At 33.2% G+C, this 18717-nt stretch carries 18 protein-coding genes; 9 read left to right on the top strand and 9 right to left on the bottom strand.

The genetic code is table 11. The annotated features are described in order from the left end of the window. Positions 1-12 precede the first annotated feature (12 nt). Positions 13-585: a pseudouridine synthase gene (locus FJOH_RS00455; protein WP_011921595.1), complete on the bottom strand. Its 573-nt coding sequence runs from the start codon at positions 583-585 to the stop codon at positions 13-15. A gap of 60 nt (positions 586-645) precedes the next feature. Further along, a complete protein-coding gene (locus tag FJOH_RS00450) occupies positions 646-852 on the bottom strand; it encodes a hypothetical protein (protein ID WP_044047359.1) in 207 nt (68 codons plus the stop codon). Between the two features lie 154 nt (positions 853-1006). Between FJOH_RS00450 and FJOH_RS00445 the strand changes: the two genes are divergently transcribed. The 3 genes from FJOH_RS00445 to FJOH_RS00435 all read left to right on the top strand — a co-directional run bounded on the left by FJOH_RS00445 (position 1007) and on the right by FJOH_RS00435 (position 5998). Beyond that, a complete protein-coding gene (locus FJOH_RS00445) occupies positions 1007-1381 on the top strand; it encodes a hypothetical protein (RefSeq protein WP_044048184.1) in 375 nt (124 codons plus the stop codon). A 151-nt stretch (positions 1382-1532) separates the two neighbouring features. After that, positions 1533-2285 carry an SDR family NAD(P)-dependent oxidoreductase gene (locus tag FJOH_RS00440; protein ID WP_011921593.1) on the top strand — a complete coding sequence of 251 codons (753 nt, stop codon included), beginning with the start codon at positions 1533-1535 and terminating at the stop codon, positions 2283-2285. 311 nt (positions 2286-2596) lie between these two features. After that, complete coding sequence (locus FJOH_RS00435) at positions 2597-5998, top strand: T9SS-dependent choice-of-anchor J family protein (protein WP_011921592.1); 3402 nt, start codon at positions 2597-2599, stop codon at positions 5996-5998. A 60-nt stretch (positions 5999-6058) separates the two neighbouring features. Here the strand turns inward: FJOH_RS00435 and FJOH_RS00430 are convergent, their stop codons facing one another. From FJOH_RS00430 to FJOH_RS00410, 5 genes are all read right to left on the bottom strand, one after another. Next, entirely contained in the window at positions 6059-6586 is a 528-nt protein-coding gene (locus FJOH_RS00430; RefSeq protein ID WP_011921591.1) for a MepB family protein, read from the bottom strand. 42 nt (positions 6587-6628) lie between these two features. After that, positions 6629-8605: a hypothetical protein gene (locus FJOH_RS00425; RefSeq protein ID WP_011921590.1), complete on the bottom strand. Its 1977-nt coding sequence runs from the start codon at positions 8603-8605 to the stop codon at positions 6629-6631. Then, positions 8602-9039, bottom strand: a complete 438-nt coding sequence (locus FJOH_RS00420; protein WP_235023090.1) for an RNA polymerase sigma factor — start codon at positions 9037-9039, stop codon at positions 8602-8604. The genes FJOH_RS00425 and FJOH_RS00420 overlap by 4 nt, the downstream gene beginning before the upstream one ends. A gap of 165 nt (positions 9040-9204) precedes the next feature. Continuing rightward, on the bottom strand, positions 9205-9603 hold the full coding sequence (locus FJOH_RS00415) for a hypothetical protein (RefSeq protein WP_011921588.1): 399 nt from the start codon (positions 9601-9603) through the stop codon (positions 9205-9207). A 7-nt stretch (positions 9604-9610) separates the two neighbouring features. Continuing rightward, positions 9611-10459, bottom strand: coding sequence for a protease complex subunit PrcB family protein (locus FJOH_RS00410; RefSeq protein WP_011921587.1), 849 nt, complete (start codon positions 10457-10459; stop codon positions 9611-9613). Positions 10460-10657: 198 nt separating this feature from the next. Here FJOH_RS00410 and rmuC point away from each other — a divergent pair, with 198 nt between their 5' ends. From rmuC to FJOH_RS00390, 4 genes are all read left to right on the top strand, one after another. Then, positions 10658-12031 (top strand): DNA recombination protein RmuC, encoded by a 1374-nt coding sequence (gene rmuC, locus FJOH_RS00405; RefSeq protein ID WP_011921586.1) that lies wholly within the window; start codon positions 10658-10660, stop codon positions 12029-12031. 188 nt (positions 12032-12219) lie between these two features. Continuing rightward, positions 12220-12768 (top strand): acyl-CoA thioesterase, encoded by a 549-nt coding sequence (locus FJOH_RS00400; RefSeq protein ID WP_011921585.1) that lies wholly within the window; start codon positions 12220-12222, stop codon positions 12766-12768. A gap of 43 nt (positions 12769-12811) precedes the next feature. After that, positions 12812-13207 carry a VOC family protein gene (locus FJOH_RS00395; protein ID WP_011921584.1) on the top strand — a complete coding sequence of 132 codons (396 nt, stop codon included), beginning with the start codon at positions 12812-12814 and terminating at the stop codon, positions 13205-13207. Positions 13208-13549: 342 nt separating this feature from the next. Then, positions 13550-14122, top strand: coding sequence for a YceI family protein (locus FJOH_RS00390; protein WP_011921583.1), 573 nt, complete (start codon positions 13550-13552; stop codon positions 14120-14122). Between the two features lie 4 nt (positions 14123-14126). Here the strand turns inward: FJOH_RS00390 and FJOH_RS00385 are convergent, their stop codons facing one another. Continuing rightward, positions 14127-15038: a TIGR01777 family oxidoreductase gene (locus tag FJOH_RS00385; protein WP_011921582.1), complete on the bottom strand. Its 912-nt coding sequence runs from the start codon at positions 15036-15038 to the stop codon at positions 14127-14129. 98 nt (positions 15039-15136) lie between these two features. Here FJOH_RS00385 and FJOH_RS00380 point away from each other — a divergent pair, with 98 nt between their 5' ends. Then, positions 15137-15799 (top strand): TetR family transcriptional regulator C-terminal domain-containing protein, encoded by a 663-nt coding sequence (locus FJOH_RS00380; RefSeq protein WP_011921581.1) that lies wholly within the window; start codon positions 15137-15139, stop codon positions 15797-15799. After that, a complete protein-coding gene (locus FJOH_RS00375; protein WP_011921580.1) occupies positions 15796-17100 on the top strand; it encodes an ABC1 kinase family protein in 1305 nt (434 codons plus the stop codon). The genes FJOH_RS00380 and FJOH_RS00375 overlap by 4 nt, the downstream gene beginning before the upstream one ends. Positions 17101-17263: 163 nt before the next feature. On the opposite strand, the gene FJOH_RS00370 is transcribed toward FJOH_RS00375, so the two are convergent. Further along, on the bottom strand, positions 17264-18559 hold the full coding sequence (locus FJOH_RS00370; RefSeq protein WP_011921579.1) for a cryptochrome/photolyase family protein: 1296 nt from the start codon (positions 18557-18559) through the stop codon (positions 17264-17266). Between the last annotated feature and the right edge of the window lie 158 nt (positions 18560-18717).

Genomic DNA, 18717 nt, shown 5'->3' with positions numbered 1-18717 from the left:
TTGTTAATTCGTTTAATCGTTTATTTGGAAATCGTTTACTTCTAAAACTTCTCCTGCTTTTAAGTTTTGCAAATATACGTTTCCTATTCGAACACGAACGAGACGTAAAGTAGGAAAACCAACTGCTGCAGTCATTTTTCGAACCTGACGGAACTTTCCTTCGTTTACAGTAATAGAAGCCCAGGAAGTAGGGCCGTGACGCTCGTCTCTGATTTTTTTGGCTCTTGGTCCAAAATCAGGAATTTCGGTTACAATAAAAGCAGTGCAGGGTTTTGTTTTGTACTTACCGCCTTCAAAACCAATTTCTACTCCTTTTTGCAGTTTTTCAATGGCTTCAGGCGTAATTATACCGTCGACCTGAACGTAATATTCTTTGTCTACTTTTTTGCTTCTTATCTGTTCGCTTACTTTTCCATCAGTTGTTAATAACAATAGGCCTTCAGAATCTTCATCTAATCTTCCAATTGCCATTGTTCCTTCGGGAAAATCGTGCAGTTCGCCCAAAAGCTTTTTCTTTCTCTTCAATTCATAAATAAATTGACTTAAATAGCCGTAAGGTTTAAAAAGAATGAAGTGTCGATGCATGTTTAATTTTTTGCAAAGATAGTGTTGTTCTGCAAGTATTAAAGTAAATCAGGTAATCGATTATTCATTTTTTGTCTTCATTTTTTTCAGCCATTGAGATACAAACCAGATTGCTGTAATTGCAAATATAACCAGCAGTATGGTATAATAACTTTCGAAAAAATCATGAAAATAGCTTCCAATAAAAATATAGGCAGAAGCCATACACAATTTTATTAAAATAAATTCGGCATTAGACCAGCTGGTTTTGATTTTAAAAAAGTTCATTGGTTTTAGGGTTTAAAGGTTTGATAAAGAGAAGGGTTATAAGATTTTAATTAAAGTTATGAAATTGCTTTATAAACTAAAAGCAATGTTAAACCATTTCCTTTTAAAATTTAGAATTCGTAATATTAATATAGAAACTCAAAATAATAAGGATATGGAAACTAATAATTTAGGCTCTAAAAAGATAAATGGAGCGCAAAAAGATATAGATGAAACGAAAGGAAAAAATATTTCACATGACGGAAAAGCTGATGATGCCAATTTAAAAAAAGAGGTAGTAACAGATACTGAAGGAAATAAAGAAGTTGTGGAAAGAGCCCGAAATGAAAATGAAGATATTAAAAAAGTCAAAGATGATGTAAATCCGAATAACCCAAACGCAAACCGAGGTGTTTCATCTGATGAAGAAGCCGAAAAAACGGTAGAGAATAAAGACCGTAATTCTGACATTACACCAAATCGTTATCCAAACTCGCATCCGGATAATCATAAAGATCGGGGAAATATGAAATTAGATGAAGATAATTAAATAAGAAAAAATGAGCAGATTTATGTGATTTTAATGTGAAATAACATTTGATTGTGATAAAGTCTTAATCTTGTTTTAAACTCGGTTTTTCTCATGGTAAGCGCACGATATCTTCGTAAATTTAGAGTACAAATTTTTAAATATATAAAAAATGGCACTTTTAGAAAATAAAGTAGCTTTTGTATCTGGAGGCGGTTCAGGAATTGGACGCGCAGTAGCAGAAGCCTACGCTCGAGAAGGAGCAAAAGTTGTAGTTTCGGATATTAATGTTGAACACGGTGAAGAAACCGTAAAAGTTATAAAAGCCAGCGGCGGAGAAGCTTTTTTTGTAAAAGGAGATTCGTCGAGTGCAAGTGATAATAAACACATGGTTGAGGTGGCTGTTTCAAAATACGGCCGATTGGACATTGCCTGCAACAATGCCGGAATGGGCGGACCTGCAAAACCAACCGGAGAATACGAACCGGAAGCCTGGGATCGTGTAATTGCACTTAATTTAAGCGGTGTGTTTTATGCTTGTCGTTATCAGCTTGAGCAAATGGAAAAAAATGGCGGAGGTAGCATTGTTAACATAGCTTCTATTCACGGTCAGGTCGCGGCACCATTAAGTCCGGCTTATACGGCTTCGAAACATGGAGTAGTAGGTTTAACTAAAAATATTGCGGCAGAATATGCTCAGAAAAATATTCGATGCAACGCTGTTGGTCCGGGTTATATAGAAACGGCACTTCTAAAAGATAATTTGAATAATGATGCCATGAATGCCGTTGCAGCAAAAGCACCTATGAACCGTTTAGGAACTGCAGAAGAAATTGCCGAACTGGTAACTTTTTTAAGTTCTGAAAAATCGTCTTTCACAACAGGAAGCTATATTATTGCCGACGGTGGTTATACCGCAGTTTAATTCTTTTTGTGCTAAATAGTTTACGAAAAGCTGTCTCTTTTGAGGCAGCTTTTTTTGTTTTAGAAAATAATTTTTACACTTATAAAAAGTATTTTCTTGTTAAAATTAAATATTGTATGTAAAAAACTACTATAGCAGAAAAACTCCAGAAAACGCGTTATACTTAAGAATAATGAAATTTTAAAGCTAAAAAACTAATTTTTTCTGACAGATGTTTATAAATTACGTTACGATAACTTTATGTTTTTACAATATTCTCTTAACTTTAAACTAGATAAATTTGAATTCTAAAAACTCTATTATAAAAACGTATGAAAAACAATTACTCTTTTCGTCATTTGATGACATTTTTAGGTTTTTTTTATTGCTTTACGCTAAGTGCACAAACAATGCCGGCGGCACAGACTTTACCTGTTGAACAAAATTTTGAATCATGGCTGGCTGCAGATGCACAGTTTCCAGCTGGGTTTCAGGGTTGGACTCTTGGCGGTAATGACTCTGGAGTAACTCAATATCTAACTTCTCCAACTTTTACAGATTATAACACTATACTTACTGGTAAAGGTGCAAATACTAATTCAGGAGGATTTTATAATTATGTTGGTAAACTAGGATTTTTAAACACGGGGAGTGTTAATCTTAATATTGGTTTTGCTTTTTCAAGTGTTGGAACAACAAATGTTCAGGTTCAGTATGATGTTATGACTATTAGAAATCCTTCTGATGCGTCAAACACAAGAGTAAATGAAGTGATTTTGCAATATAGAGTTGGAACAACTGGAGATTTTATTTCGCTTTTAGGAACTGCATATCGAAATAATTCTATAACTCAAACAGGAACAAATGTCTATCTTCCACAAAATTCCCAACTAAGAAAAATCACTTTACCTGCAGAATGTGATAATCAGCCTGTAGTTCAAATCCGTTGGGCTTCAAGACAAGTTTCAGGGGGTGGAGGACGTCCATCTTTTGCAATTGATAATTTAGATATTCGAAAAGATACTTTTGCTCCAGCTAATGTTTCTGGTTACCCAAAAACAGCTAATGTTTTAGGAGAAAGTTTCGACTTTATTAATAAAATTGATGAGGTTGGAAAAACGTATTATGTTCTACTTCCAGGAGGCAGCGCAGAACCAACAGTTGCACAAATAAAAGCAGGTCAGGATTCAAATGGAACAGCAGCTTTACAAGCAGGAATTTTTGATATAACAAATCCTGCTCTGGAATATATAAAAAGTTTTACAGGATTACCGTTAAGTACAGCATATTCTATTTTTTCTATTTCAGAAGATATCCCTGGAAATATTCAGGCATCAGTTAATAAGATAGATGTAACAACACTAAGTGTGATGCCTCCTGCTATATCTACATCAGTTAGTGTATTGAATTTAGGTGGTACTGAACCAAATTTTGATGCTTTAACAAAAAGCTACCAAATAGGAGCTTCTGATCTTACTGCAAATGTAGTGCTTACTGCATCAGGAAGTTTTACTATTTCTAAAGATAATGTAACATTCACATCATCTTTAACTTTTGTTCCTGCTGATTTTGATTCTAATGCAACTCCCACTATTTATGTAAAATTTACTCCAGCTTCGGTTGGAAGTTTTACTGGTTCAATTACTCATGAAACAACAGGAGCAGTTACTAAAACAGTTTCAGTAACAGGAATAGGTATTAATCCTTATGTACAAGGATTTAATGATGCTAATGTTTTAACTAACAGCGGCTGGACACAATATAATGTTTCAGGACCAACAAACAAATGGGTATATACTAATACCGCCAGAAACGTAAATTCTGGAACTGGTGCGGTTTTAATGAATGGATACTCTGACAGCGGAGCAAGTCAAGACTGGTTGATTTCGCCAAAATTGCGTTTAAATACTTTTGGAGACTTTCCATTATTGTCTTTTTACTCTCGTAAGTTTTATGCAGGACCTGGTCTAAAATTAAAAGTTTCTACTGATTATGATGGTGTAAGTAACCCAAATACAGCAACATGGACAGATATTGATGGTAAATTTCCAACTAGCACAGGTAATTATGTACAATCGCAATATATTAAGTTAAATGCTTATAAAACAGATCATACTTATTTAGCATGGGTTTACGAAACTACTGCGGGTGGTACTAATAATGCTTCTGAATGGTCATTTGATGATTATGCTGTAACTGATGAAGCAGGTTATGTAGATTCAAATCCTGTTTTAGATTTTGGAGTTGTTGATCAGAATACCGTTTCTGCTTCACAGTCTTTCAATTTTAAAGCAGAAGGATATGGAGACATTACGATTACAGCTCCGGCTTCGTACCAAATATCTGCAGATAATATTTCATTTGGAACAACTGTAGTGGTTTCTGCTGCAGATGCTTTTGCAGGAAAAATACTTTATGCGAAATTTGCTCCAACAACAAAAGAATTAAAAATTTCTGGTACTTTAACAGTTACAGGAACTTCATTAAACAAACAAATTGGTTCTTTAACAGGTTCTTCTCTTCCAAAATCAGATACTTTTGATGTAGTTACATACAACATGGAGTTCTTTGGTGCGCCAACCTCTGCTTATGGTCCAGCTGATAAAGCTTTACAAATGCAAAATGCAGTTAAAGTAATAAACAAATTAGATGCTGATGTATATGTAGTTCAGGAAATTTCGAGCGATGCGGCTATTGATGATTTAATTACACAAATGAATGTAAATGGTAAATCATTTAATAAAGTAGTTTCTACATCTTGGTCATATTCATGGGAGACTAACCCTTCAGATCCTAACTATCCGCCTCAGAAATTAGTTGTAATTTATGATACAAAAACAACTACTCTTAAGAATACTCGTGTAATGTTTAAAGAATTCTACGATGAATTACGTGCAGGGACTAAATCGTTAACGAATTATCCGGGAACTAACAGTAATTTCTTTTCTTCGGGACGGCTGCCATATATGGTAACTTTAGAAACGAACCTTAACGGAGTGAAAAATGAAATCAAATTTGTAGACCTTCACGCGCGCGCTAACAGCGGAACAGATATCTCTAGATACAATATGCGTAAATATGATGTTGAGGTTCTTAAAGACAGTTTAGATACTCATTATGGAGATTCTAACATCATTCTTTTAGGAGATTATAATGACGATGTAAAAGCTTCAGTTATTGCTGGACAACCATCTTCTTATCAATCTTTTGTTACAGATACCAACAATTATAAAGCACTTACTTTAGAAATCAGCCAGGCAGGTGCTTACAGCTTTTTAAGTTCAGGAGGATTTTTAGATCATATTACAATTTCTAACGAGTTGTTCGATCAATACATTAATGAGTCAATTGCAGTTTACGATCCTCGTAATGATATTGCAAATTATACAACGACAACTTCAGATCACGGACCGGTAATTGCCCGTTTCAACCTGAAACAAGATGTACTTTCGACACCAGATTTTGGAACTAAAAACGGATTTTACGTAAAAGCATATCCAAACCCTACATCAGACGTAATTAATTTTACAGTTAAAACAAACGAAAGTAAAAATCTTAAATTAAGACTTTACGATTTAAACGGACGTGCTTTAGGAAACCCAATTGATATTCAAAGCAGCGAAGAAGTAAATACAACTGTAATGTCTTTACGTAATTTAAATGCAGGACTTTACATTTACACTTTATCAGAAAACAATAAAGTAGTATACAAAAACAAAATCTTAAAGAATTAATTAAGATTATATTAATTAAAAAAAGGCAGTTCAATTCGAACTGCCTTTTTTGTTTTTTTATTATTTTTTGTCAAGCAAATGTTTCGCACGATTTAAGTCTGTTTTGTCAGAAACAAACAAGAAATAGTCCAATTGCCATTGTTGTGTTTTTTGAGCCTGTTTGCTGGTTGTTTCATCCCAAGGCGGATAAACTCTCGTTGCCCTTATTCCTTCTTTAGTTTCTGAGGTAAAAACACCTTTTTTCAGTAAAATTTCTTTTGGAAAAATAAACTGTCCCAATAAATCCTCTTTTTGAACACTTACAATAACAAAATCGATTTCATCTTTATAATCAAAAGGTTCAATTATGCCGTTTATATTGCGTTTCCATAAAGTTACAAACTGACCCGTTTTTGTGGGCGTAATTTTGGCCGATCTAAATTTAATCTGGCTTTCGCCGATTTTAAAATCAAACGCATCATATTCCTGACTTTCCTTTTCGGGTTGAGGTTCAGAACATTCAAAACCGCAGATGTCATAAACTAATTCTTTGGCAGTAAGTAAATTTTTAGGAAGACTTAAGTTTTTCCAATTGTTTTTAAAAGTCATTTTAAGTGAAGTATTTTTCGAAATTACGAAAAAATAACCTCATTAAAAGTTAACATTCAAACCAAAATTTAATCCCCATTGAAACTGATTGAAAGACTGGCTGTTTAAAGGATTTGCATAATAATTTACAGCCGGCTCTACAAAGACATTTGTTTTCTTGTAAACGCGATACTGAATCGTACTGCTTAATGTAGAACCATACACGTAATCATTTGCGTTTATATTTTCGCCAATAGAAGTACCGTCTAAAGCCACATTATTCGAAATTAATTTACCAACAAAAGCCCCGGTATTTAAATTGATGCTAGTTTTCTTTCTGTTAAAAATCGAATACGAAACCTCCAAAGGCATTTCCAGATATCGTAAATTCTGGTCTAAATTACCAGTTTGAATATTACTGCTGTTTATGGCTTCTTTTGCATTATTTGAAACCAGTACATAATTAGCATCACTGGTAAATTGTGTTGGACCTGCACTTTGAGCAAAATAATCAACCGGTGTAAAAAGAGCACTGTTTTTGGCATTGTAATACGAAACATTGGCAACACTCTGCCCAAGCTCATTAATCTTAAATCCAGAAGCAACGGCCCATTTTTTATTGATTTTATACTGTGTTTTTACACCGTATGAATTACTTTGTTTAGAATCGTTTACGTTTCCTAAAGTTTTGTTTTTGCTGTAGTTTTCAGAATTTGCAACTCCGGCAAAAACTTGTAAAGCCCATTTATCAGCTTTAGAAAGCAGTTTGTCTTCTTTTTTCTTTTTCTCTTCTTCTGGAGTTACAATTCCTTTTTCCAGATTTTGAAGTTCAGCCAGCTGTGCAGAATCTTTTTTAGTTAAAACATTCACGTTTGTAAAAGCAGTATTTCCTTTCGAATTGTCTTTTTGAAGACTTGCAATGCTTTTATCAGTTGATGTTTTTTGAATGTTTTGTTTTTCTTTATTAGAATTTACAGCATTTTGATTTCCATTTAAACCAGAATTTGAACCTGTAAACGCAATAGTATTGTTGTTTTTTGAATTTGGAATATTTTCAAAAATTGAATTAGAGATTTGATTTTTCTGACCTGCATTAAATTTATTCTGTTTTCCTGCATTAAATGTTTTCTCCGCAAGAACCTTATCTGCGTTTCTTTTTTCAATGTCTGATAACTGACTTTTTGATGCCGAATTTAAACGATCAGCCTGATTAGGACTAAATGTTTTTTCGGCTAAAGCCTGATTTGTTTTCCCGGTTTTATTACCAGAAAATTGGTTGGTAGAAGCCGGATTAAATGCATTCTCTTTAGCAGGAGCGTATGTTTTTTCGGCTAAAGCCTGATTTGTTTTTCCGGTTTTATTACCAGAAAATTGGTTTGTAGAAGCCGCATTAAATACATTTTCTTTAGCAGGAACATAGGTTTTTTCTGCAACAGTCTGGTTAGACTGACCATTTTTACTGCCCGAAAACTGATTTTTAGAATCCAGATTGAATTTGTTTTCTTTTACAGGTGTTAATGATTTTTCAGCTACAGTTGCATTATTATTTAAACTATTTTTTGTCCCGTTTGATTTTGGTGCAAATGAATTGGTATTCAATTTTTTTTCAGAATCGGAGTCAACTGTTTCTGTTTGCTGTGTTTTGTTTAATTGATTTTTGGATTGATTTATTGTTTCTTCTGATGATGAAATTTGATTGTTGTTTTTTGATTGATTATTGATGTCGTTTTCTATAGAACGTTCAGTATTTTTATTTGTCTTTTCGGTATTGTTTTCTTTCTGATCAAGTACAATGTTGTTGTTTTCTAAAGTGTTATTTTGAATTGGGTTTGTCTGTTTATCACTAGAAGAAAAATGTAAAACAGACGGAAGCATTAAGCCTAATAATAAGCATGCAGCAGCCGACCACCAAAGAATAACTCTCTTCTTCTTTTTAGGCTTGTCTAGTTTTTCTTCAATCTGACTCCATAATTCAGGAGGCGGAACACTCGAAAAGTTTTCCATTGATGAAAAAATATCTTCTATTTTGTGCTTCTTCATGCCGTCTTAAAATTTTTTATGCTCAATATTTTTTTTTGCAAAATGTGCTTTGCCCGATTTAAATTTGATTTTGATGTTCCTTCTGAGATTTTTAATAAATCGGCTATTTCTTTGTGCTTCATTTTTTCAAAAACATACAGGTTAAAAACCGTTCGGTACTGATCTGGTAAATCCCGTATATATTCCAGTAATTTTTCTTGTTCTATTGGGAGTACTTCGAGTTCTTCTTCTTCAACAAAATCTGTATCCGGATCAAAAACATCCAAAAAGAAGCTTTCTTTTTTCTTCTTGTTTAAAGTCTCGATGAGTTTGTTTATAAAGATCCGTTTGAGCCATCCTTCAAAACTTCCCTCAAATTTATATTGGCTTATTTTCTGAAAAACAATCACAAAGGCTTCCTGAAAAACATCCTTTGCATCATCTTCATTCTTCATATATTTAAGGCATATACCATATAAAACAGGAGAGAACAACTGATAAATTTTCAGTTGTCCCTCTCTGTCATTTTTCATGCACAGCTTAATATATTTTTCTAAATTGTCTTTCAAGAAAATGGTTGCTTTTGGTTTTGCAAAAATAGTTTTTATAAGGTTATAAAACTACCTTTTGTAGATAGTTCGAACAGGATCAGTATTATTGCTTACAATTGTTAGGTTTTGATTATCAAGGTTTTCTATGATATATGTTTTCCCTTCAAAAGTAATTAAGTCGTGCTCTGCCTGATCTAAAAAACCAAGGCCTTTTTCTATTTGATAATTGCTTACTCTAATTTCAACATTGTTTTTATACGTAATAACTTTTCCTTCCGGAGTAAAAATTACCTTTTTTGTAAACCCAATAGTTTTAGGCGTTACCGTGTAAGGATTAGCCCCGCTTCCAATTGATTTTTCCCATATCCAGGTATTTACAATAGAACCTGCACCTTCAGTTGTAGATTCTAATGAATATGCCGAAGAAAAAAGAGTGATAACAATTAAAAATATAAAATGCTTTTTCATACTGCTGTTATTTTAAGCTTGTAATTTTATCCTGAATCGCTTTTTTAAATGCTTTTACCTCAGTGCTTTGATCTGCTGTGTCGGTATTGTCGATAAAAACTTTAGTAACATCAATTCCTTTGCGTAATTCAAAGTAGATACCTTGTGAATCAGGAGCACCATAAGTTTTAGTCTGGCCTTTTAAAGCAGTAATTTCAGCAGGAATGCTTTTTGAGAATAAAGTATATTCGCTTCTTTTTGCTTTTTGAGAATATTTATATTGGCTGAATTCATATTTACCAGTTACTACATTCTGAAAATTCAAAATATTATAATCATTGATCTGGAAGAAAGAATTAGTAGTGCCAAAACTTCCAATTATAATATTATCAGCACTTTCGTTAGTTCTGTTAAAATAAATAGGTTTACTAGTTTTTGGGATCAGGATAAAATCTGATGGATAAGTTGGAGCCTGAGTGATGTTTTCGCCTGCTAGAGGTGCTTTTTCAAAAAAGTTAATAGTAATCTGGCAGCTGTTTTCTACCATTGAAGTTATTTTTATGGCATAACCGCTGGTAGGTTTTGCACCTGCAAAAATTCCAACCAATAAATTTTTACTAAAATCAATGTTAGGATCGCTTGCTACAGAACAAGTATTTTCATGTTTTGTAAAATAAGTATCCATTTTTTCTTGTGACTCCAGTACATAAGCAGTCGGGTTATTTGGAAGTGATTTTACACTATAATTACATAAAAGGGGAAAACCTGTAAAAGATACATCCACATCGTTTCCACAGCTTACATTATAATCGTCGTTATTAAGCGAGCATCCATTCAATCCAAAAGCTATAAATAAGCTCAACATTAATTTTTTCATGATAAAATTTTAATAGGTTATATCATGTAGATGAACGTCTTATAAAAAGGTTGCGTCAAAAAATATTTTTTTAAGGATTTCCGTAAATCTTATTTAGATTGTTTGTTTAATTTCGAACTCATACTAATTCGTGAAATTTTAATTTTAAAATCACGAACTACGTATTATTGCGTACTTTTACTTAATAAAAACTTAGTTATGTTTGATTTTCTTCCATATTTAACAGCTTTTGTAGTGGCTTTGTTCTTAGGGATTTACTTAGGAAAAATATTGTTTTCGGCTAAATTTCAGTCAGAGAAAGTTTCTCTGGAAGAAAGACTCAATGCAAATGCCAATCAGTTACAGCAGCAAAAAGAGCAGTTTGATATTGAAAGAAACAATTTTCAGAAACAGTTTCAATTATCCAATTCTGAAAAAGAAAGCATCAGAACAGAAAAAGACAGCCTGGCAATTCAGCTTTCTAAAAAAGAAGTCGATTTTGAAAACTTATGGGAACGCCACAAAGAGCAAAAAGCTGAAATAAACGAACTACAGGAAAAATTTACCAAAGAGTTTGAAAATCTTGCGAATAAAATCCTTGAAGAAAAATCGGCGAAATTTACAGAGCAGAACAGCGAAAACATGAAAAATATTCTGTTACCGCTTCAGGATAAAATTCACGTATTTGAACAAAAGGTAGATCAGACTCATAAAGAAAGTATTGATTATCATGCCGCACTCCGCCAGCAGATTATTGGTTTAAGCGAGATGAACGCACAAATGAGTAAAGAAACCCTAAACTTAACCAAAGCATTAAAAGGCGACAGTAAAATGCAGGGTAATTGGGGCGAATTAGTTTTAGAACGCGTTCTCGAAAAATCAGGTTTAGAAAAAGGCCGTGAATACGAAGTACAGCAGAGTTTTGTAAATGCAGAAGGAAATCGTGTTATGCCTGATGTGATTATCAATTTGCCAGATGGAAAGAAAATGATTGTTGACTCTAAGGTTTCTCTTGTTGCGTATGAAAGATGGGTAAACGAAGAATCTGATTTATTGAAAATCGATTTGCTGAAAGAGCACGTTTTGTCTATAAAACGTCACGTAGAACAACTCGGAAACAAAAATTATCATGATTTATATAGAATGGAAAGCCCAGATTTTGTTTTGCTTTTTATTCCAATAGAACCTGCATTTGCCATTGCCTTAAACGAAGATTCGACATTATATACAAAAGCTTTCGACCGAAATATTGTAATCGTAACCCCAAGTACATTATTAGCTACTTTAAGAACAATTGACAGTATGTGGGCTAACCAGAAACAACAGGAAAACGCTTTTGAAATTGCCAGACAAGCCGGAGCTTTATACGATAAATTTGAAGGTTTTGTAACTGATTTGGTTCGAATAGGAAACAAAATAAAAGATACAAAAACAGAGTACGAAAACGCCATGAACAAATTGGTCGACGGAAAAGGAAACCTTATTACAAGCGTAGAAAAATTGAAAAAAATGGGAGCAAAAGCCAAAAAATCACTTCCTGAAAATATTATCAACAGAGCTTTAAATTCTGATGAAACCGAATTATTGAATTAAAAAACATTTAAACACATAGAAACATAGATTTTTTTATGTGAAAGAATTAATAAAGAAACTAGTTTCTAATATATAGTACCGAAGCTTCGGGATTGTTAATGCAAGTGAAACGCCTTTAACGACATTGAAAACTATGTTTATATGTGTTTAAAATAATAATTATAGAAATTTCCAAAAACAAAACAAACATGACTGCAGATTACAAACCCGTTTCATCATCAAAAATTAGTATATCAGAATTAATGCTGCCTTCGCACACCAATTTCAGCGGTAAAATACACGGAGGATATATTCTGCAATTGCTGGATCAAATTGCATTTGCTTCTGCATCAAAATTCAGCGGCAATTATTGTGTAACGGCTTCTGTAGATACGGTAAACTTTTTAAAACCAATAGAAGTTGGAGAATTAGTAACTATGAAAGCTTCTGTAAACTATGTAGGAAGAAGTTCCATGATTGTGGGTATTCGTGTAGAAGCAGAAAACATCCAGACCGGAGTCATAAAACACTGTAATTCATCTTACTTTACAATGGTAGCCAAAGATAAAGATGGAAAAAGTGTTCAGGTTCCCGGACTTATTTTATCTAATCTCGAAGAAGTACGACGTTTTAGAAAAGCAATCAAACATATTGAAGTTAGAAAGGAAATCGAAGAACACGAAAAAATTACGACCGTAAACTCAATCGAGGACTTAGCGAGTTTAGATAAATACAATGTGCTCTTAGAAATCAGCTAAATTTTCCTATCTTTATTTAAATACATTTTAAAAAATAGAAAACATGGTAAAATTTGGATATACAATTTTGTACGTTGAAGACGTAGAAAAATCAATAGAGTTTTATGAAAACGTATTTGAATTTGAGAGGAAATTTATAAGTCCCGATAATGATTACGGAGAATTAAACACAGGAGAAACCACAATTTCGTTTGCATCAAAAAAATTAGGGGCTCAAAACTTAGAAGATGGTTTTCTGGAAAGCAGTTTAGAAGACAAACCCTTTGCAATTGAGTTGGCTTTTATAACAGACGATGTTGGGCATTTGGTACAAAAAGCAACTTCATTTGGAGCCGTTTTAGTATCAGAACCAAAGAAAAAACCTTGGGGACAAGTTGTAGCGTATGTAAGAGATACGGATGGGTTTTTATTGGAAATTTGTACGCCGGTACATTCTTAAAACATAGAAAATATACATTTTATACATTATTATTTTCTGCCGATATACATATTCCGTTAGGAATTTAATATCGGTAGAAAAAATTTAAAATTACAGTCCATATTTTGTCCCGTAGGGACATTTCTTTTCACATCTCACAATAAGCATTTCACAAACAAAAACATTCACAAATATTTAGCATTAGTTCGGGAACTTTGCATATAGAAATTTCGTAACTTTAAGTGTAATCAATGTGTTACAGGATTTTTTTCACGGAGTATTGCCGTTCTGTTTTTTTAAAGGCCAGTTTTTTCTCTTCTTAAAATTAAATAGAATGACATAATTGTTTAACTGCTGACGATTATGAAAAGAACTACATTACTTATTTTACTTTTTACCGCATTTTCATTACTTGCTCAGGATAAATTTAAAACAACTGCAGCAATTGTAAATTTTGAAGCTTCTGTTCCTTTTTTTGAAGAAGTAAAAGCGGTAAATAAGCTCGGAACTATTGTTCTTGAACCTTCAACCAGTACTTTAATCTGTACGGTTGTTATCAAAGATTTTCGTTTTAAAATGGATTTAATGCAGGAACATTTTAATGAAAATTATATTGAAAGCCATCGTTATCCTAAATCTGTTTTTAAAGGGAAAATCGAAAAATTTGACTTAAAAGATATTGACGGTCTTGAAAAAGAATACGATGTAAAAGGGAAACTTTATCTTCATGGAAAATCGAAAATAATCGAAATGAAAGCTTTAATTAAGCGAGTTCCTGAAGGAATACAAATTTCTTGCAATTATCCTATTTCAGTTTCAGACTTTAATATCGCCATACCAAGTGTTGTTGCCAATAAAATTTCGAAAACAGCCAATACTAATTTAATTGGTGTTGTACAAAACGGAGAAGAAAAAAAATATCTGACATTAAAATAAAACTTTAATGAATACAGCTTATTAATGCTTTTTCTAAATCTGTAAATTGAAATTCAAAACCTGTTCTTTGTATTTTTTCGGATGACACTCTTTGACCTTCTAAAACAGCTTTGCTCATTTCGCCTAAAACAATTCTCAAAACAAAAGGAGGAACTTTGGGAAGCCATATTGCATATCCGTATAATGAAGCTAATAATCTGGAAAATCTAGCATTAGTTGTATTATCAGTAACAGCAGCATTGTACGGGCCATGCATTTGGTCATCTGTAATCGCTTTGCAATAAATCTGGCATAAATCTTCAATATGAATCCATGGCAGATATTGCTTTCCGGTTCCTAATGCAGCGCCAAAACCAGACTTAAAACTCGGATTCAGTTTTTTTAAAAAACCTTCATCTTTACCTAAAACAATCCCGGTTCTGATTTTTACAGTTCGAATTCCTAATTTTTCAATTTTTTCAGACGCATTTTCCCATATCTGACAAGTGGTTCCTAAAAAATCATCTGCAGGCGGTGTTTCTTCTGTACAAACTTTATGACTTGTTACTGCGCCATAAATTCCAATTGCCGAAGCTGATATAAAACCATTCAGCTTTTTATTGTTTTTTTCTAAAACAGAAAAAATTAAATCGATAGGTTTTACACGACTGTCTATAATCGCTTTTTTTCGTTTTTTTGTCCAGCGTTTTTCAACTATTCCTTCTCCGGCTAAATGAATTATAAAATCAGCATTAAGGACCGCTTCTTCTTCAATATAGTCCTTATCTAAATTCCATTTATAATAAGTAACTGTATCCGTGTTTTCTTTTTTGTTTCTACTCAAAATTGATACAGTAAATCCGGCTCCAATAAGAAGATTTGTGAGGTAACTTCCAATAAAACCGCTTCCGCCTGTTAGTAGAACATTTTGAGCCATAATAGTTTATAATATATTTAACAGTGTATATTGTTTAAGGATAAGTAAAGGTACTTAAACAATGTTTACCTTTATGGCAAATTCTAAATTTTAATAAAATGGCGGCTAAAAAAAAGGTAATTACCAAAGATGAAATCGTTTCACTATATATGGATCACGTTTTAGAAAAAGACCAAAAACCAAAATCGGTTTATCATTTTGCTAAAGAAAATGATTTTACCGAAGCCGATTTTTATTCCTTTTTTGGAACACTTGAAGGTTTAGAAAAAGAAATATTCCGACTGTTTTTTGAAAACACAGTCAATTTACTTCACACAAATGAAGAATATCAGCAGTATGATATGAAGAATAAAATGCTGAGTTTCTATTTTACTTTCTTCGAAGTTTTAACAGCAAACAGAAGTTATGTTTTGCAGACGCTTAAAGCAGACAGAAATCCGCTCAAAAATTTTGTACAGCTGACTACGCTTCGCGAAAGCTTTAAAAATTATGTTTCAGAAATCCTGACTGATGATTACAGACTGGAACAGGAAAAATTTCAGAAATTTCAGGAAAAAGCAGTTCAGGAATCGGCTTGGCTGCAATTAATGCTGACGATTAAATTCTGGATGGAAGACGAATCGGCCGGATTTGAAAAGACAGACATTTTTATCGAAAAATCAGTTAATGCTTCATTTGAATTAATGAATGTAGCGCCAATGAATCATTTAATAGATTTTGGAAAATTTCTATTTAAAGAAAAAATACACAGCAGACAATGAAAACGATCGATTATATTCCAACTTCAAAAATAGAAAGAGCCGGAAAACTGGTTCAAACCGGAGCAAAAATTGGAGTAAACTACATTAAGCATTATGCCGAAAAAGTAGTAAATCCAGATTTGACCCGAGATAAATTAAACGAAAATAACGCCGAAGATATTTACGACGGACTAAAAAGCTTAAAAGGAAGTGCACTTAAAGTCGCGCAGATGTTAAGTATGGACAAGAATTTTCTGCCTCAGGCTTATGTAGAGAAATTCTCTTTGTCGCAGTTTTCTGTTCCGCCGCTTTCTGCACCTTTGGTTTTAAAAACTTTTAAAAGCAATTTTGGAAAAACACCTTATGAAATTTTTGACGAATTCAATCCAAATTCGGTAAACGCAGCGAGTATTGGTCAGGTACATCTGGCTAAGAAAAATGATAAAAAACTAGCCGTTAAAATTCAATATCCAGGTGTTGCAAATAGTATTTCTTCAGATTTGGCTTTGGTAAAACCAATTGCAATTCGAATGTTTAACCTGCAGGGAAAAGATTCTGATAAATATTTTAAAGAAGTTGAAGACAAACTAATCGAAGAAACTAACTATTTGCTTGAATTAAAACAAAGTCAGGAAGTAGTTGATGCCTGCGGTAAAATAGAAAATATCATTTTCCCGAATTATTATCCAGAGTTTTCATCAGAGAAAATCATTACGATGGATTGGATGACAGGAATTCATCTTTCTGAATTTACAGCTAAAAATACAGATCAGGAAGTGGGCGATAAAATAGGGCAGGCGCTTTGGGATTTTTATATGTACCAAATTCATGTTCTTCGAAAAGTTCATGCCGATCCGCATCCGGGAAATTTCTTGGTTAACGATCAAAATCAGTTAATTGCTTTGGATTTTGGCTGTATGAAACAAATTCCGGAGGAGTTTTACACACCCTATTTTGAGTTAATCAACAAAAATGTGATTACAGATGAAATGCTGTTTAATAAAAAGTTATTCGAATTAGAAATACTTCGTCCAGACGATACGCCGGCAGAAGTAGAATATTTTACAGATATGTTTCATGATTTGTTGTCGCTTTTTACAAGACCTTTCCAAAACGAAACTTTCGATTTTGCCGATGAAACTTTTTTTAACGCTATCGCCGAATTAGGAAAACGTTTCTCGGAAGATACCAATCTGAAAAAAATGAACGGAAATCGTGGTTCTAAACATTTTATCTACATGAACCGCACTTTCTTCGGACTTTATAATTTAATGTTCGATTTGAAAGCTAAAATCGTGGTTGAGAATTATTTGAAGTATTAGTCATTGCGAGGAACGAAGCAATCTCATGAAGCATAATTTTGATATGTGGCTGCTTCGTTCCCCAAGATGGCAAAAATGAGTATAAATCTGCTCAATCTGCCAAATCTGCGTGAAACAAAAATTAAGCGTTCAGTAAAAACCGGAAACTTGAAACAAAACAAACCTATTTCAAAATCCCCGCTTTGTAAGTTGCAATCGTACGATCTCTTGCAAAAGCATGATCTACCATTGGTTCTGCGTAGCCAAAATCAAATTCTGGAATCCATTTGCGGATATATTCCCCTTTTTCGTCAAATTTCTTTTGTTGGATTTCGGGATTAAAAACTCTGAAATAAGGCGCAGCATCACAGCCAGTTCCTGCTGCCCACTGCCAGTTTCCTACGTTTGAAGCCAATTCAAAATCTAGTAATTTTTCGGCAAAATAAGCTTCGCCCCATTGCCAGTTAATTAATAAATGTTTGCATAAAAAACTCGCCACAACCATACGAACGCGATTGTGCATATAACCCGTTTCGTTAAGCTGACGCATTCCTGCATCGACCATTGGATACCCTGTGTTTCCAGAACACCAGCGTTTGAAATCTTCTTCGTTGTTTCGCCATTGAATTCCGTCATAAGCCGATTTAAAATTATGGTTTACGCAATTCGGAAAACTAAAAAGAATCTGAATAAAGAACTCTCTCCAGATTAGTTCACTTAAAAAAGTTTGATTTTTTCGATTTGCCCAGTTTACCAGTTTGCGAATGCTTACAGTACCAAAACGTAAATGCGGCGAAAGGTAAGAGGTACTGTCTAAAGCAGGAAAATCGCGTGTTTCTTTATAATTGGCAATTTGTGTTAAGTTGTGAGGCAGGACTTTTATAGTGCTTCTTTTAAAACCAATTTCCGTCAAATCAGGAAATGAGAATTTGGTTTTCGCAAAATTTGAATGCATCGAGCTTGAGTCACATTCAGGAACTGTTCCTAGAAAGTGATATTTTTCAAGCCATTTATTTTTATATGGAGTATAAACGGTGTAGGGACTTCCGTCGGCTTTTGTGATTTCTTTTTCTTCAAAGATTACATGATCTTTAAATGAAAAACATTCGACGTTATTTTCTTTTAAAAGAGAACAAATTGCCGTGTCGCGTTTAATTGCAAACGGTTCGTAATCTTTATTGAAGAATACGTTTTGAATGTCAAATTCAGAAAGAAGTGATTTCCAAACTGCTGTGGTTTTTCCTTTTTTAATTAAAATTGAAGATTCAAAAGTGTTTAATTCATTGTTTATTTTTTGAAGTGAATCATATATAAAGCTGACTCTTGCATCGTTTTTAGGCAGATTGTCCAGAATATCTTCATCAAAAATAAATAAAGGAATTACAGGAAGATCAGATTGTAAAGCATGAAATAATCCGGTATTGTCTTCTAAACGCAAATCACGTCTAAACCAGAAAAAAGAAACTTTTTGTTTTGTCATTGTGTAGTTTTCGCTTGACGAGTATTTTGTATTGTGAATAATTCTAAACACATAGAAACATAGATTTTATTTTTTCTTGCAGAAGAACAAAGAAACTGGTTTCTAACACATAGCTATGTGTATTTTTGATAAGTGAAACGCCTTTTTCTGCGCAATGA

The organism is Flavobacterium johnsoniae UW101, assembly GCF_000016645.1.
GTDB classification, from domain to species: Bacteria; Bacteroidota; Bacteroidia; order Flavobacteriales; family Flavobacteriaceae; genus Flavobacterium; species Flavobacterium johnsoniae.
This window is presented reverse-complemented; position numbering and strand designations above follow the sequence as displayed.